We start from the raw sequence: 14,364 nt of genomic DNA, 5'->3' as shown, positions 1-14,364 counted from the left end.
TGGTCGCTCCTTGCGAATTTATAGTGATTGATATAAAAAGACCAAAAGCTAGGCTTGTCAATGATTTTATAGCGATCGATATATAATGAGTGAACCGACCCGGAAACGTGGCAGACCCAGGGTGCTGGATCGTGACGTCGGACTTGAAGTCGCAGCACGCCTGTTCTGGCAGCATGGCTATGAAGGGACGTCGATAGCGGACCTGACCCGCGCCCTGGGGATCACGCCGCCGTCGCTGTATGCGGCCTTTGGCTCCAAGGAGGAGCTCTACCGGCAGGCGCTCGACCACAATGCCGAGCACGAGAGCAAGCATCGCCTCGAGGCCCTGCAAGGCGAAATGTCCGCCTACGATGCGATTGCGTTCTACCTGCACGATGTGGCGAAGGAATTTGCCAACCCGGACAAGCCGCGCGGGTGCATGGTCTCAAACGCGGTTCTTCAACATGCGGAAGAGAACGAACCCATTGCCGAGGTCGTCGCCGACCGGCGAAAGACGACCACCAGGATCATCAAGGCTCGTTTCGACCGCGCCGTGGGCGAGGGCGAGCTGCCGGCCGGCACCGACACCAATGCACTCGCCCACTTCTACGTCGCTGTCATGCAGGGCATGTCGGCGCAAGCCTGTGACGCCGTATGTTCGGCGACATTGGAGCGTTTGGCGAACATTGCCCTGTCGGCCTGGCCAGGCATCCGGACGGATCACTCCGCCCCCCGCTGATGCGCGAACGCTGCATGCATTGCTCGTCCAAGCGCTAAAGGCTACTTCGCCAAGAAGTATTCCACTCGATCGCCTCAATCGCCGTGAGCTGCGCCCGGTATTGCCGCGAATCGCGGATCGGTTGGCCCCTTGCTTGCGCAACGCCTGATATGACGGCAATAATTTGGTTGCGGGACGGAGTGACGTAGCTGACGGCGTTGGGGGGAAGCGTCATGGAAAAGCTGATGCCGCTGTTTGTGGTCGGGGCGATGCTCCTGATCGTTGGCAGCCTGATCTACAGCGGGGCAAAACGCATTGCCGGGCTGTTTTCCGGTTCGTCTTCAAAAGAAAAAGACAAGCCACAGCCAAGCCGTGCGCGAACCTCTGAAGCGGCCCCCGCTATATCGCCCAAACCTAACTCTGCGGCAGAAAAGCTGATCGCCGAAATGCAGCAGCAGGCCAAGAACAGCGACGACCAGCGCAAGGCGGCGTTCAAAGCGCATGTCGAGCGCAAGATCCCGCCGATTTCTGTCGATGGCCGCGAAGCGATCGAACGTGGGCAAGCCGCGCGCATTGCGATCAAGCACGTCTTTCCGCCGCGTCTTCCCCAACGAAGCATGAGCTATTTTGGTGGGCTGCCGATTGTCCCCGATGAATTCGACTGGCCAACGGTTCATAATCGGGAGGGATTGCTCGAGCGYCTCAATTTCATGGCGCAAATTGACTGTTCGGATCTGCCGCCGGGACCGGGACGGAATCTGCTGCCCGAAAAGGGCTATCTCTATTTCTTCGCGCCGATGTCCGACACGTTTGGGGYGGATGCGATGCACTTCGTGACGCGCTACGAACCACGTCAGGTGACACAGAAGTGGGCGCCGCTTGACATGCCGGCCACTGCCAAGATCCAGGGATCGGATCCTATGGACGAAATCTTGCGGGGCAAGCGAACCCACTATGACCGGGTCGAGGTCGAGTTTGCCTGGATCGAGGAGCCGACCGACGCCGAAGTCGCGACGCGTGCGGACGAAGGTCATGCTTTCGAGGTCGCCGACAAAATTCGGGCCGAAAGGGTCGACGCCTTCTACGGTCCGCCAGTTGCCCCCGATTCGCTGCTTTCCGCTCATCATGCGCCGAAAGACACGTTTTGGACGCCGTATCCCGGATTTCCGGCCAATTGGCATTCGGCGCGGACCGTTCGGAAGCTTGTGGAGGCATATCACCGCGAAGAGGCAGCCGATGTCACGGCCCAACTGAAGGCGCTTGGCGATGTTGCCGAAGATGATCCGGAGGCCAAGCGGTTACGGACGGTGCAGCGCGAACTGTCGGCGTTCGGTTCGAAGATGTTCAACGCATTCTTTGCGACGGTCAATGTCGGACTGAAGGATTATGACGCACCGCCTCCCGAGGTGAAGCAGCAAATCCTTGCCTTTCTGGAAGAGTTGCATGTCAACGGTATGCCGTCATCCTCGGTGCGGCGGCCGCATCATCGGCAGCTTCCGCAGGTGATGAATGATTGGCTTTCAATCGCGGCCATCAAAGGCGCAGAAGGGGGACTGACAGATTCGGCCGGTGCGGCGCTCATCGGTCCTGACGTCGTTGCCGCCCTGTCTCACCGCCACATGTCCCGTACCCATCAGATGCTTGGCAAGGGTCAAGTCGCCCAGGTCGCGGCCGACGAGATGAAGGACCGCTACCTGCTGTTGCTCCAACTTGGGCCGGATATGGCGCTAAACTGGACCGTCGGGGAGATGGGGCCGCTTCAATATTGGATTACGCCAGAGGACCTTGCGACCAAGCGATTCCAGAACGCAATTTTGACAATCGAAGCCTACTGACTGATGTTGGTTGGGGCTTTGCCACCCCCATTTAACGTCCGCTATCTTTCTTCCCTGCACTAAAAGCGGACCTGCAGCTCCGGGCCATCTCAGCCGCCCAAGCGGATAGTCGCAAGCTGATTGTCGCGAGCGTCGGATCCAGTGGCTTGGATCCAGCGCTCGATCAGTTGCGGCTGTTGAGATGCCGCACCCGGCGCAGCTGCGGAAACAACACCGCCCATAGGCCGGCTACGGCAATCGCCCCGACGCCGCCGACCACTACTGCCGGCACCGTGCCGATCAGCGCCGCCATGGTGCCGGCGCGGAATTCGCCGACCTCGTTGGAGGCGCCGACGAAGACCTGGTTGACGGCGTTGACGCGACCGCGGACCTCGTCCGGCGTCCACAACTGGATCAGCGTCTCCCTGATATAGACGCTGAACATGTCGGTGGCGCCGAGACCGGCAAGGGCCAGGATGGACAGCCAGGTGATGGTGGATACGCCGAACAGCACGGTGAAGGCGCCAAAGCCTGCGACGAAGCCGAGCATGATCTTGCCGGCATTGTCGCGCAGCGGGTGCCCGGCCAGCCACACCGCAACGCAGATGGCGCCGATGCCGGGCGCCGAGCGCAGCAAGCCAAGACCCCAGGGGCCGAGTTCGAGAATGTCGCGCGCATAGACCGGCAGCAGCGCCGAGGCGCCGGATAGAAGCACGGCAAAGAGGTCGAGCGAGATGGCGCCGAGCACGATCTTCTCGCTCCAGATGTAGCGGAAGCCGGCAAACAGTGTCTCCATCGTCGGCTTGTCGGTGGCGCTCCGCTGGGCGGGCTTGGGAATGGTGAAGATCAGCAGACCGGCCACCAGCATCAGAGCGGAGGCGGTGGCGTAGGCGGTTTCGGCGGAGACGCCATAGAGCAGGCCGCCGGCGACCGGGCCGACAATGGTCGCCGTCTGCCAGGCCGATGAGTTCCAGGCGATCGCATTGCCGAAATCCTCCGGCGGCACCAGATTGGCGAACAGCGACGATGAGGCCGGGCCGTAAAAGGCGCGCGCCATGCCGAACAGCGCCAGCACGACGAAGATAGGCAGCGGACTGACGAGGCCGCGCAGCGTGAAATACAACAGAACAAGCGCACAGCCCGCCTCGGTCACGGTCGCCAGCGCCATGATCAGGCGGCGCCCAAAACGGTCGGCGACGACGCCGGTGACCAGTACCAGGAGCAGCGACGGCAGGAATTGGACGATGCCGACAATGCCGAGATCGAACGGATCGCGCGTCAGATCGTAGACCTGCCAGCCGACGGCGACCGACACGATCATGGTGGCGAAGGTGGTGAGGAAACGCGCCGCCCAGTAGCTCAGGAAGGAGCGGTGACGGAAGGCAGCGTAGCGCTGGTCCGGCGACGTTTGTTCTGCTGTCATGGAGAGAGGCCCCGTTGCAAAGACTTGGCCGGCGGGGCACTTCCACGATGGGCGCTGTTCCGGCCAGGGAACTGAGTTCGCCGGGGCATGTGCGCCCGAATCAATCTGGGATCAAGGGATTTCCGGTCCGTTTGACGAAACGGAATGGAAAATCATTCCCTCAGCGCGGCGGAGATAGCCTGCAAACCACCCTGCAATTCCGCCTCTTTCGGCCAGCCAAAGCCGACGCGGAAAAACCGCTTCGGCATGTCGAACCAGTGGCCCGGGCCGACATAGGTGCCGTGGCTTTCCAGCAAATTGACGTAGAAGCGGCCGAGGTCGAAGTCGGCATCGACATTCAGCCTGGGGAAGCCGACAACGCCGCCTTGCGGCCGCACCCAATCGACCAGGGGCTCGCGGTCGATCCAGGCCTGGACGATGTCGCGGCGCTTGGCCATTTCGGGCAGCAGTGCGGCCAGGAAAGCATCGCGGCGCTCCAGCATGCCGCGCGCAATGCCTTCGTCGATGACGCTGCCGCAAATGCCGATCTGCTCCTTGGCCGCGAGGAAGCGCTCCTGCAGTTCGGCATCCCTGGTGATCAGCCAGCCGATGCGGATGCCGGGAATGCCGAAGGCTTTCGACAGCGACGAGACGCTGATGGCCTTGGGGCTGAGCGAAGCCGCCGCCGGCAGGCGCTGCCCATAGGACAGGTCGCGATAAGTCTCGTCAACCAGCAGATGGCAGTTACGGCTTTCAGCGAGCGCAATCAGCGCATCGAGATCGGCGCGGGCCATCATGGTACCGGTCGGGTTGTGCGGGCAGGTGACGCTGATCAGCCTGGTGTTCGGCTGCAGCTGGGCCGCGACGCGGCCGACATCGACGGCAAAACCTTCGTCGAAGTCGAGATCGACATAGGAGATGGCGCAGCCAATCGCCTTGGGGGTCTCGATGTTGGTGGCGTAGTTCGGCCGGACCACGACGAGGTGGTCGCGCTCGGACAGAAGCGAGGTCGAGATGATGAACAGCGCGCCGGCCGCACCGGCGGTGACCAGCACGTCGTCGGCGGAGATGCCTTTGTCCTGCGCCGCGATCAGCGCCCGCAGCTCCTTGTCGCCGCGATGCTCGCCATAGAACAGCGTAAGGTCGGGCAGCGACAGGCCGATGTCGGAGAGTTTCTGGTCGGCGATCGAGCTTTCCGAGAGATTGAACCGAATGCGGTCGTAGCCGTATTCCTCCGGCGCCTCTTTCTCGATCACCATTCTGGCGTAGTTCATGGCCGCTCCCCCTGGCTTGCGCTGATATCCAAGCCACAAAAGCATGAAGCCCGCCAAGGCAAATTCGCCGGCAGGCTTCTGTTCCAGTCATCCAAACTGTTGGCTCAGCGCCGCGCCGCTGAGGATCAGGCCGGGACCTTGGCCTTGCGGCCCTTGGCCTTGGCCGGTGCGGCCACGGCTGCCTTGCGGCCGAGGCCGATCGACTTGGCCAGTTCGGAGCGCGACGCCGCATAGTTGGGGGCAACCATCGGATAATCGGCCGGCAGACCCCATTTGGTGCGATAGGCTTCTGGCGTCAGGTTGAAATGGACGCCGAGATGGCGCTTCAGCGATTTGAATTTCTTGCCGTCTTCGAGGCAGATGATGTAGTCCGCCGTCACCGACCGCTTGGGATTGACGGCCGGGATCTGCGGCGGCGCCACCGGAGCCGGCGGCTGGCTGAGCCCGCCGATCGACGCCGCAACGCTGGCGATGAGATCGCTCAGGCCGGCAACGGGCAAGCGGTTCTTCTCGACGTAAGCGGACACGATGTGGGCGGTTAGTTCGAGCAGGTCAATGTCCTTGCCAGAGTCGTTGCTGTCGTCGGCCAATTTATCTCTCCGTCGCTAGGGGGGTGGCGGAAACTTCCAGAGCTGTCCCAGCGGAGCCGGAAATCCGCTCTAGTCATTTGTCTTGCCGCATTTGTACGGTTGCGCCAGATGATTCCATCCGGTGCAACCGCTCTAATCGCCAAATCTGCGTAACGCAATGACTTCGTGTCGCATCACACGTCATTTTGAACAACTATACTGAATCTTAATACTATCAGACGATCAGCGCCCTGTCGCGCCATAGTCGAAAGCCGCCCTCGAAAGCGCGCGTATTGTCGCCGCGCCTGGATTTGGCGGGCAATTCATCCAGTCTGTCGACATTGCCGCCGCCAATGACGATATAATCCGGCTGCAGGGCCGCGCGCAGCCTCTCGACGACGTCGAAGACGTATTTGCGCCATTTCTTCTTGCCGTATTTCTCCAGGCCGCGCTCGCCGACATAGTCCTCGAAACTGCGGCCCTTGCGGTAGGGCAGATGCGCCAGTTCCATCGGCTGGCCGACATTGTCGAGGATCATCGCCGCGCCGAGCCCGGTGCCGAGGCCGAGAAACAGCATGCGTCCGCGATCGTAGCTGCCGATCGCCTGCAGCAGCGCATCGTTGACGACCTTGACCGGCTTGCCGAAGGCGGCTGCGAAGTCATAGCCGTCCCAGCCCTTGCCGAGATTGGCAGGATCGAGCGACGGTTTGTTGTTCCTGACGGGGCCGGGATAACCCATCGAGATCACATCATAGGCCAGCCCCTCGGCCAGCGTCTTCACCGTGGCGACCATCTGCTGCGGCGTCAGGTCCGGTCCGGAGTCGGCGCGGCGGGGTTCGCCGCCGGCGCTGGTGAGGATCTTTACATGCGAGCCGCCGACATCGATCGTCAGCACGATCGGTTCGGCCCCGGCTGTCGCAGGCTTGGCGGCCTTGGCCATGTCGTTTCCTCCGCTCACTTGGTCGGATTGATCCAGCCGTTGGGCGGGCCGAAGCTGGCCATGGCGTCGGCCGGGCCCCAGGTCTTCGGCTCATAGATGTGCGGCGGCGTGGTGTCGCCCAGCACAGGGCCGACGATGCGCCAGGCGAGCTCGCTGGCGTCCTGGCGGGTGAACAGCTGGCCATTGCCGTTCATGGCGTCGCCGATCAGCCGCTCATAGGGCGGCATGTCGCCTTTCGAGTCGTCGAGCGCGGTGAGTTCGACCTGCTCGCCGACCATGTCGTCGCCGGCCGCCTTGCGCTGCGCGCCGATCGAGATCGCCACCTGCGGGTCGATGCGGAAGCGGACGTAATTGGCATCGCCCGGCTTGATCGGATCAAAGACGTCGAGCGGCGGCCGCTTCAGCCGCACGATCACCTCGGTCACATGCACCGGCATGTTCTTGCCGGTGCGGATGAAGAACGGAACGTCCTGCCAGCGCCATGTGTCGACCATGAAGCGCACCGCGGCAAAGGTCTCGACCGGCGAGTTCGGCTTCACGCCTGGTTCCGCGAGATAGCCTGTGAACTGGCCTCGCACGACGTCGTCCTTGGTCAGTGTGCGGATGGCGCGCAGCACCTGCACCTTCTCGTCGATCAGGTCGTCGGCGGAGCGGCCGACCGGCGGCTCCATGGCGAGCAGCAAAAGGATGTTGAGCAGATGGTTCTCGATCACATCGCGGATGGCGCCGACGTCGTCGTAGAAGCGGCCACGCCCATCGATGCCGAAATCCTCGGCCATGGTGATCTGCACGCTCTCGACGAAGTTGCGGTTCCAGATCGGCTCGAGGAAGGAATTGGCGAAGCGGAAATAGAGCAGGTTCTGGATCGCTTCCTTGCCGAGATAATGGTCGATGCGGAAGATAGACTGCTCGTCGAACACCAGATGCAGCACCCGGTTCAGCCAGCGCGCCGATTGCAGATCGTGGCCGAACGGCTTTTCCACCATCAGCCGCGCGCCATGCGCGGTGCCCGACTGCTCCAGGCCCTGGACCACGGTCTCGAACATGGTCGGCGGCACCGCCATGTAGTGCAGCGGCCGCTGCGCCGAGCCGAGCGCGGTCTTCAGCTTTTCGAACGTCGCCGGGTCGCGATAGTCGCCGCTGACGTAGCGCAGCATATTGGCAAATTTGGCGAAGATCTTTTCGTCGATCTTGCCGACGACGTTGACGATGCCGTCGCGGGCGCGTGCTTGCAACTGCTTGATGTCCCAGGCGTCGAAGGCAACGCCGATCACCGGCTCGGTCAGCGTCCCCTTGGCGACCATCTGGTAAAGCGACGGAAAAATCTTCTTGTGGGCGAGGTCGCCGGTTGCTCCGAAGAGCACCAGCGTGTCGGACCGTTCCTGGCTCATACGTTCGTCTCCCCTGTCGGCTTCACTTGCCAGCCTTCGGCTTTTCGACATGGCCGCCGAAGGCATAGCGCATAGCCGACAAAAGCTTGTCGGAGAATTCGGATTCGCCTTGCGAGGAGAAGCGGTCGAACAGCGCCGAGGACAGCACCGGCGCCGGCACGCCGGTATCGATCGCCGCCTTCAGTGTCCAGCGTCCCTCGCCGGAATCCGAGACGCGGCCGCCGAACTGGGCCAGCCCCGGGTCGCTCTTCAGCGCGCCGGCGGTGAGGTCGAGCAGCCAGGAGCCGATCACGCTGCCATGCCGCCAGACTTCGGCGACTTGCGGGAGGTCGATGTCGAACTGGTAGTATTGCGGATTTTCCAGCGGGCTGGTTTCGGCGTCTGCCGTGCGCTGCCGTTTGCCGGCATTGGCCGATTTCAGGATGTTCATGCCTTCGGCGTAGGCTGCCATGACGCCGTATTCGATGCCGTTGTGGATCATCTTGACGAAGTGGCCGGCGCCGCTCGGTCCGCAGTGCAGATAGCCGAACGGCGCGGTCCCCGCAGCCTTGTCCGGCGTGGCGCCGGCATCGGCGCCGGGCGCCAGCGTGGCGAAGATCGGATCCAGATGTTTGACCGCAACGTCGGGGCCACCGATCATCAGGCAGTAGCCGCGCTCCAGGCCCCAGACGCCGCCGCTGGTGCCGACATCGACATAGTGCAGGCCCTTGGCCGCGAGCTCGGCCGCCTGGTCGACGGCGTCGTGATAGTAGGAGTTGCCGCCGTCGATGATGATGTCGCCGGGTTCCATCAGTGCCGCCACCTGGTCGGCGATCTTGCCGGTGATCGCCGCCGGCAGCATCAGCCAGGCGCTGCGCGGCTTGGACAGCTTGCCGACAAACTCCTCCATCGAGGCGGCGCCAATGGCGCCGTCGGCGACCAGGCCGGCAACGCTTGCCGGGTTGATGTCGTAGACGACGCATTCATGGCCGTCGCGCATCAGGCGGCGCACCATGTTGGCACCCATCCTGCCCAGTCCCATCATTCCGATCTGCATGGTGTTGTCCTAGTCGCTGGAGGAAAGAAAATTACTGGCTCTTTTGTTTGAGCATGATCTTTTCCGAAAACCGGTTCCCACTTTTCGGGATCATGCTCCTGGTTCTTCAATGCCGACGGTGAAGTCGACATTCTCCCAACGGTCGCCGTCGGGCCAGAAAAAAGTGAAGATGATGGTGTTACCTGGCGGAATATCGGCCACGGGCAAGTCAGCCAGATGAACGCCCAGAGCGTTTTCGGCTGTGTCGATTTCGTGGATGGTCTGCCAATGGTCGCCGCTCCAGCGGATCAGCGCCGGCTGCAGCAATTCGATGCGTAGGCTCTTGCCGGCCTGCATCGTGCGCAGCTTGTTGTTGAAGCGCCATATCCTGAGCGGCGAACCGGTCTTGCCCTCGATGTAGCGCTTGACGCCTTGCGGCGGCATGTCGAAGACGGCGCCGTCGCGCAGCGAACGCAACAGCTTTATGTGTTCGGAATGCGCCCAAACCAGCGGCATGGCGCTGCCCGACGGCGTGCCCAGCCACAATTCGCGTTCCGGCAAATCGGCGCCGTCCCAGACTTGTTCCGGCAGCAGGCCACCTTGCCCGGCGGACGCCTCGAATGTCCTCAGCAGGCTTGCCGCCTTGTCCTTGTTTCCGGCGGCCAATTCGTAGTGAGCGCGTTCGCCGGCAAGCAGCGGCCAGGGGCGGCCCTCGCCGGTGCCATCGAAGGGCGCGCCGTCGGCGTGTTCGCCATAGCCGTCGCTGGTGTAGCGATACCAGAGAGGTCCTTGCGGCAGGTCGCAGCGCAATTGCGCGTCGATGATCGTGACCGTGTCGACGATGCGCGGATCATCCGCGGCTCTGAGGCCAAAGCGGACCAGCGCCAGCGCGTCCGGGCTGACGATCGCCTCGGCGGGCTTGTCGGTATCACCCGGCGGCCGGTTCTTGATCGGCACGAAACCGTCCTTCGGTGAAGCCGCGCCAGCATCGTCGGCCGGCGCGATGCGGACATAGTAGCCGTCGACGCCGGTCTTCTGGCACTCCGGCGTGCCGCTGACGTAGGTCCAGCGCTCGATCTGGTCGTTCCAGCAGTCGGCGACCTCGCGCAAATAGTTAGCCGGCTCCGCCATGCCCGAGGCTTCGAACAGATCGGCGGCGCCAAGCAGCGCCGATATCTCGACGGCAAGCGTGAACGGGCTGTAGCCGGCATCTTCTTCCCAGCGGTCCTGCCCGGTAACGGGGCCGTTGCGCACGACATAGGACGCCGCCTTCTCGATCATCGGCATGAAAGCGGCGAGTTTGGCGCGCGGCAGATGTCCGGCACGGTGCAGCGCATCGGCCAGCAGCAGCGGGAAGGCACATTCGTCCATCTGGATGCCCGGCCAATAGGGCGATCCGTCAAGCCACACATTCTGTGGCCAGTGGCCGTCCGGTTGCTGGATGGAGCGGAGATAGGTGAGGATCTGCAACGCCTGCGGGGCGTCGCCGGCGGCGAGGAAGCCGCCCGCGGTCTCGACCAGGTCGCGCGGCCAGACAAGGTGATAGCCGCCAAGGTCGTCATCGCCCTTGCTCGCCCCCCACGGGATCGACAGGCTGGCGACGGCAGCACCTGGCCTGGCCAGCGACAGGTGCGTCGCCAGCACCGCGGTGCTGACACGGTAGGTGTTGCGGCCGGATGCATCATGGTGGTCGAGCGGCAGCAGCCCAGCCTGCCATTTCTGCCATTTCGCGACATAGGCCCTTGCCGCCGGCTCAAACCCGCGCTTCAAGCTGGCGGTGGCGTTTTCGGCGGCTTCGTCCGGGGTCGAACCGAAGCCGAGCGCCAGCAGGGCCGTGTTGTTGCCTGAGGAAAAACCGATCTCGCCGGTCAGCGCGACATTGCCGTCCTCGGCTCTTTGGCCGGATAGGCCGAGCCGGCCGTCGCGGCTGAGCTGCTGCCAGCCGTCGGAAAAGCCGACATAGCCGGCGGAGCAATCGCCCCAGGGTAGCGACGAGGCCAGCGCCAGGCAGGTGCCGCGCCCAGAGGCGAACAGCATCGGCTTGCCCTTGTGCTCGCCGACCCATGCGGTGTTGCCCATGCCGGCATTGACCAGATGCGGCGCCAGCAGGGCGTAGACACGGTAGTCGGCGGCATTGCCCTCCAGCGGCGTGAAGCTGGTCTCCTGCAGCAGCGCCGGGCGCGCCGGATCGGCCAGGATGCGCTTTTCGATCCGGTAGCGGAGCGTGGTGTTGACCAGCCGGTAGGCGGGCACGCCGTCCTCGAACGGCTCGATGACATGCGTGGCGTCGCGCTTCTCCTCGGAGAACCAGCCGCCGGGGCCGGTGACCAGCAGCCCCATGTCGCGCGTGCAGGCGCTGTCGAGGCCGGGATAATAGACCTCGTTGACGATGCCGTGGCTGAGCGTGAACCAGATGCGGCTCGCCGGCGACAGCGCTGCGCCAACGCCGCTCTTGGCGCTCGACGTCCAGCGCGCCGGAATTCCGGGCGCGCCTTCGGCTAGGGTCGGCGGCGTCGCTGCCATGCATGGTCTCTCCTGGACCCTTCCCTAGACCAGCACATGAAGGCTTTTCAATCATCGCACCTGAAGTTGATCGCCAAAGCGGGGCTGATCGCAGTTGACAAGCGGGCGCATCTGCATTTGTCTGACAATAGATAAAAAACAGGCAGCTAACGCCAAAATCATCAGCAACAGTCGGCGGGGCCGACAATCCATGGGAGGATAATGACATGAAGAAACTGCTCGTCCTGAGCGCGCTCGCGGCAATGCTCGCCTCGGGCACGGCGCTGGCCGACACCAGCGGCAAGAAGATCGCCTTCTCCAACAACTACGCCGGCAATTCGTGGCGCCAGGCGATGCTCGACAGCTACGGCATCGTCACCAAGAAGGCGGTCGAGGACAAGATCGTTGGCGCCGCCGACATCTTCACCACCGCCGACAAGGAAGTGCCGACCCAGGCGGCGCAGGTGCAGAACCTGATCCTGCAGGGCTACGACGCCATCGTCATCAACGCCGCCTCGCCGGATGCGCTCAACGGCGCCATCAAGCAGGCGTGCGACGCGGGCATCGTCGTCGTCTCCTTCGACGGCATCGTCACCGAACCTTGCGCCTATCGCGTCGTCGTCGACTTCAAGGATATGGGCAAGCAGGAAGTCGAGCAGATGGCCAAGTTCCAGCCCAAGGGCGGCAATCTTCTGGAAATCCGCGGCCTGGCCGGCACGTCGATCGACAATGCCATCCACGCCGGCATCCTTGAGGGCGTTGCTGCCCATCCCGAGTTCAAGATCGTCGGTTCGGTCACCGGCGACTGGGATCAGACGACGGCGCAGAAGGCGGTCGCGACCATCCTGCCGTCGCTGCCCGATATCGTCGGGATCGTCGACCAGGGCGGTGACGGCTACGGCGCCGCGCAAGCCTTCGCCGCCGCCGGCAAGCCGCGCCCGACCATCATCATGGGTAACCGCCAGGACGAGCTGAAGTGGTGGAAGGAGCAGAAGGAGAAGGACGGCTACAAGACCTGGTCGGCCTCGATCGCGCCCGGCGTGTCGACGCTCGCCTTCTGGGTGGCGCAGCAGGTGCTCGACGGCCGCAAGGACATCCCGCACGACCTCCTGGTGCCCTATCTCGCCTTCACCCAGGACGATTTCGAGGCCGCGCTGCCGAAGATCAAGGAAGGCGGCGTCGCCACCCACGAATACACGCAGGAAGAGGCTATCGCCGCTATCAAGGCCAATATCAAATAACAATGATGATCGCATTGCCGTACGCATCGCCAGCCGGGTATCGTTGAGCATGCTCAAGGCAAACACCGACATCGTCCGTCTGCACGGCGCCGAAAAGCATTTCGGCGCCGTTCGTGCCCTTAACGGCGTCGACTTCCATGTCGGCACCGGTGAATGCGTCGGGCTGGTCGGCCATAACGGCGCCGGCAAGTCGACGCTGATGCATATGGTGGCCGGCACGCTGCGGCCGGATGGCGGCGAGATCGCGGTGCGCGGCAATGCGGAAACCGATTACTCGGTGGCGCGCGCGCTAAAACTCGGCATACGCTGCGTGTTCCAGGAACTGTCGCTGTGCCCGAACCTCAGCATTGCCGAGAATACGCGCATCAATCATCCGGCGCTGACCGGGTTCGGCTGGCGGCGCAAGGCTGCCGCTCTCATCGCCACCAAGCTGGATGAAATTTTTCCGGATCACGGCATCTCGGCGGACGACATTGCCGGCGATCTGTCGATCGGCCGGCGGCAGATGGTCGAGGTAGCGCGCGCCTTCACAGTGACGCGCGATCCGCTCGACCTGGTCATACTGGACGAGCCGACCTCCTCGCTTGACGCGCATACGGCGGGCCAATTGCTTGCCTTCGTGCGCCGCTACGTCGCCGCCGGCGGCAGCTGCATCCTGATCTCGCATGTCTTGGGCGAGGTGCTTCAGAATGCCGATCGAATCGTGGTGATGCGTGACGGCAAGGTCGTTGCCACGGACGCGGCAAAGGCCTTCGACCGCGACCGGCTGGTGGCGACCATGGGCGGCGCGGAAGCGCGCGAGAAAATAGCTGCAGAGATCGCCGCCGCCAGACCAGCGGCCGGCCCGGTCAGGGTGCGGGCGCGGCCCGAACGGCAGCAGGACGGCAGGGAGCTTGTTGCCCGCGCCGGCGAAATCATCGGGCTTGCCGGGCTTGCCGGCCATGGCCAGACGGATCTGTTGCTGGCGATCTTCGCCGCCGCGGCCCGCGCCAAGGCCGGCATCGAGGTGACCGCGCCGGTGGCGCTGGTGGCCGGCGACCGTCAGTCGGACGGCATTTTTCCGCAATGGTCGATCGCGGAAAATATCGGCATCCGCTCGCTGGCGCGGCTGCGCAAAGGCCTGCTGATCTCGCCGCAGCGGGAGGCCGAGCTTGCCGAATTCTGGAAGCAGAAGATCGGTATCCGTACGCCCGACATGGCCAACAACATCTTTTCGCTGTCGGGCGGCAACCAGCAGAAGGCGCTGTTTGCCCGCGCACTGGGCTCGGATGCCGAGATCGTGCTGATGGACGATCCGATGCGCGGCGTGGACATCGGCACCAAGCTCGAAGTCTACGATCTCGTGCGCGAGGAAGCGGCCAAGGGCCGGACCTTCCTCTGGTACACCACCGAAACCGAAGAGCTCGACAATTGCGACCATATCCATGTCTTCAAGAATGGCCGCATCGTCGCCAATCTGACGCGCGACGAACTGACCGAGGAAAAGATCATCCAGTCCTCATTCGGTGATGCGGCCTGA

11 protein-coding genes are annotated in these 14,364 nt (G+C 63.5%); 4 read left to right on the top strand and 7 right to left on the bottom strand.

Annotated features, from left to right (window positions below; all coding sequences use genetic code 11):
- Positions 1 to 85 precede the first annotated feature (85 nt).
- Together AC1DXM_RS19925 and AC1DXM_RS19920 are read left to right on the top strand one after the other, a co-directional pair.
- Entirely contained in the window at positions 86 to 718 is a 633-nt protein-coding gene (locus tag AC1DXM_RS19925; protein WP_477235434.1) for a TetR/AcrR family transcriptional regulator, read from the top strand.
- 212 nt (positions 719 to 930) lie between these two features.
- Positions 931 to 2,532, top strand: a complete 1,602-nt coding sequence (locus AC1DXM_RS19920) for a DUF1963 domain-containing protein (RefSeq protein WP_477235432.1) — start codon at positions 931 to 933, stop codon at positions 2,530 to 2,532.
- A 163-nt stretch (positions 2,533 to 2,695) separates the two neighbouring features.
- Here AC1DXM_RS19920 and AC1DXM_RS19915 read toward each other — a convergent pair whose 3' ends face one another.
- From AC1DXM_RS19915 to AC1DXM_RS19885, 7 genes are all read right to left on the bottom strand, one after another.
- Entirely contained in the window at positions 2,696 to 3,934 is a 1,239-nt protein-coding gene (locus AC1DXM_RS19915) for an MFS transporter (protein ID WP_477235430.1), read from the bottom strand.
- A 152-nt stretch (positions 3,935 to 4,086) separates the two neighbouring features.
- Positions 4,087 to 5,187: an aminotransferase class I/II-fold pyridoxal phosphate-dependent enzyme gene (locus tag AC1DXM_RS19910; protein WP_477235428.1), complete on the bottom strand. Its 1,101-nt coding sequence runs from the start codon at positions 5,185 to 5,187 to the stop codon at positions 4,087 to 4,089.
- Positions 5,188 to 5,312: 125 nt separating this feature from the next.
- The gene (locus AC1DXM_RS19905) at positions 5,313 to 5,777 is read right to left on the bottom strand and encodes a Ros/MucR family transcriptional regulator (RefSeq protein WP_477235426.1); all 465 of its coding nucleotides are present in this window, start codon (positions 5,775 to 5,777) and stop codon (positions 5,313 to 5,315) included.
- Positions 5,778 to 5,991: 214 nt separating this feature from the next.
- Positions 5,992 to 6,696: an ROK family protein gene (locus tag AC1DXM_RS19900; protein WP_477235424.1), complete on the bottom strand. Its 705-nt coding sequence runs from the start codon at positions 6,694 to 6,696 to the stop codon at positions 5,992 to 5,994.
- Between the two features lie 14 nt (positions 6,697 to 6,710).
- On the bottom strand, positions 6,711 to 8,087 hold the full coding sequence (gene zwf, locus AC1DXM_RS19895) for a glucose-6-phosphate dehydrogenase (protein ID WP_477235422.1): 1,377 nt from the start codon (positions 8,085 to 8,087) through the stop codon (positions 6,711 to 6,713).
- Positions 8,088 to 8,109: 22 nt separating this feature from the next.
- Positions 8,110 to 9,123 (bottom strand): phosphogluconate dehydrogenase (NAD(+)-dependent, decarboxylating), encoded by a 1,014-nt coding sequence (gnd, locus tag AC1DXM_RS19890; protein ID WP_477235420.1) that lies wholly within the window; start codon positions 9,121 to 9,123, stop codon positions 8,110 to 8,112.
- Between the two features lie 90 nt (positions 9,124 to 9,213).
- Positions 9,214 to 11,625 (bottom strand): glucan 1,4-alpha-glucosidase, encoded by a 2,412-nt coding sequence (locus AC1DXM_RS19885; RefSeq protein WP_477235418.1) that lies wholly within the window; start codon positions 11,623 to 11,625, stop codon positions 9,214 to 9,216.
- A gap of 206 nt (positions 11,626 to 11,831) precedes the next feature.
- Here AC1DXM_RS19885 and AC1DXM_RS19880 point away from each other — a divergent pair, with 206 nt between their 5' ends.
- Positions 11,832 to 12,845: a substrate-binding domain-containing protein gene (locus AC1DXM_RS19880; RefSeq protein WP_477235416.1), complete on the top strand. Its 1,014-nt coding sequence runs from the start codon at positions 11,832 to 11,834 to the stop codon at positions 12,843 to 12,845.
- A 49-nt stretch (positions 12,846 to 12,894) separates the two neighbouring features.
- Positions 12,895 to 14,364 carry a sugar ABC transporter ATP-binding protein gene (locus AC1DXM_RS19875; protein ID WP_477235414.1) on the top strand — a complete coding sequence of 490 codons (1,470 nt, stop codon included), beginning with the start codon at positions 12,895 to 12,897 and terminating at the stop codon, positions 14,362 to 14,364.

It is taken from the genome of Mesorhizobium sp. P3_A2, from assembly GCF_056403115.1.
The sequence above is the reverse complement of the archived record's forward strand: the minus strand, read 5'-3'. Positions and strand labels throughout refer to the sequence as shown.

Coding starts and splice junctions, on each gene's coding strand:
- AC1DXM_RS19925 (WP_477235434.1), top strand. CDS start 86: ATGAGTGAACCGACCCGGAAACGTGGCAGACCCAGGGTGCTGGATCGT.
- AC1DXM_RS19915 (WP_477235430.1), bottom strand. CDS start 3,934: ATGACAGCAGAACAAACGTCGCCGGACCAGCGCTACGCTGCCTTCCGT.
- AC1DXM_RS19910 (WP_477235428.1), bottom strand. CDS start 5,187: ATGAACTACGCCAGAATGGTGATCGAGAAAGAGGCGCCGGAGGAATAC.
- AC1DXM_RS19900 (WP_477235424.1), bottom strand. CDS start 6,696: ATGGCCAAGGCCGCCAAGCCTGCGACAGCCGGGGCCGAACCGATCGTG.
- zwf (WP_477235422.1), bottom strand. CDS start 8,087: ATGAGCCAGGAACGGTCCGACACGCTGGTGCTCTTCGGAGCAACCGGC.
- gnd (WP_477235420.1), bottom strand. CDS start 9,123: ATGCAGATCGGAATGATGGGACTGGGCAGGATGGGTGCCAACATGGTG.
- AC1DXM_RS19885 (WP_477235418.1), bottom strand. CDS start 11,625: ATGGCAGCGACGCCGCCGACCCTAGCCGAAGGCGCGCCCGGAATTCCG.
- AC1DXM_RS19880 (WP_477235416.1), top strand. CDS start 11,832: ATGAAGAAACTGCTCGTCCTGAGCGCGCTCGCGGCAATGCTCGCCTCG.
- AC1DXM_RS19875 (WP_477235414.1), top strand. CDS start 12,895: ATGCTCAAGGCAAACACCGACATCGTCCGTCTGCACGGCGCCGAAAAG.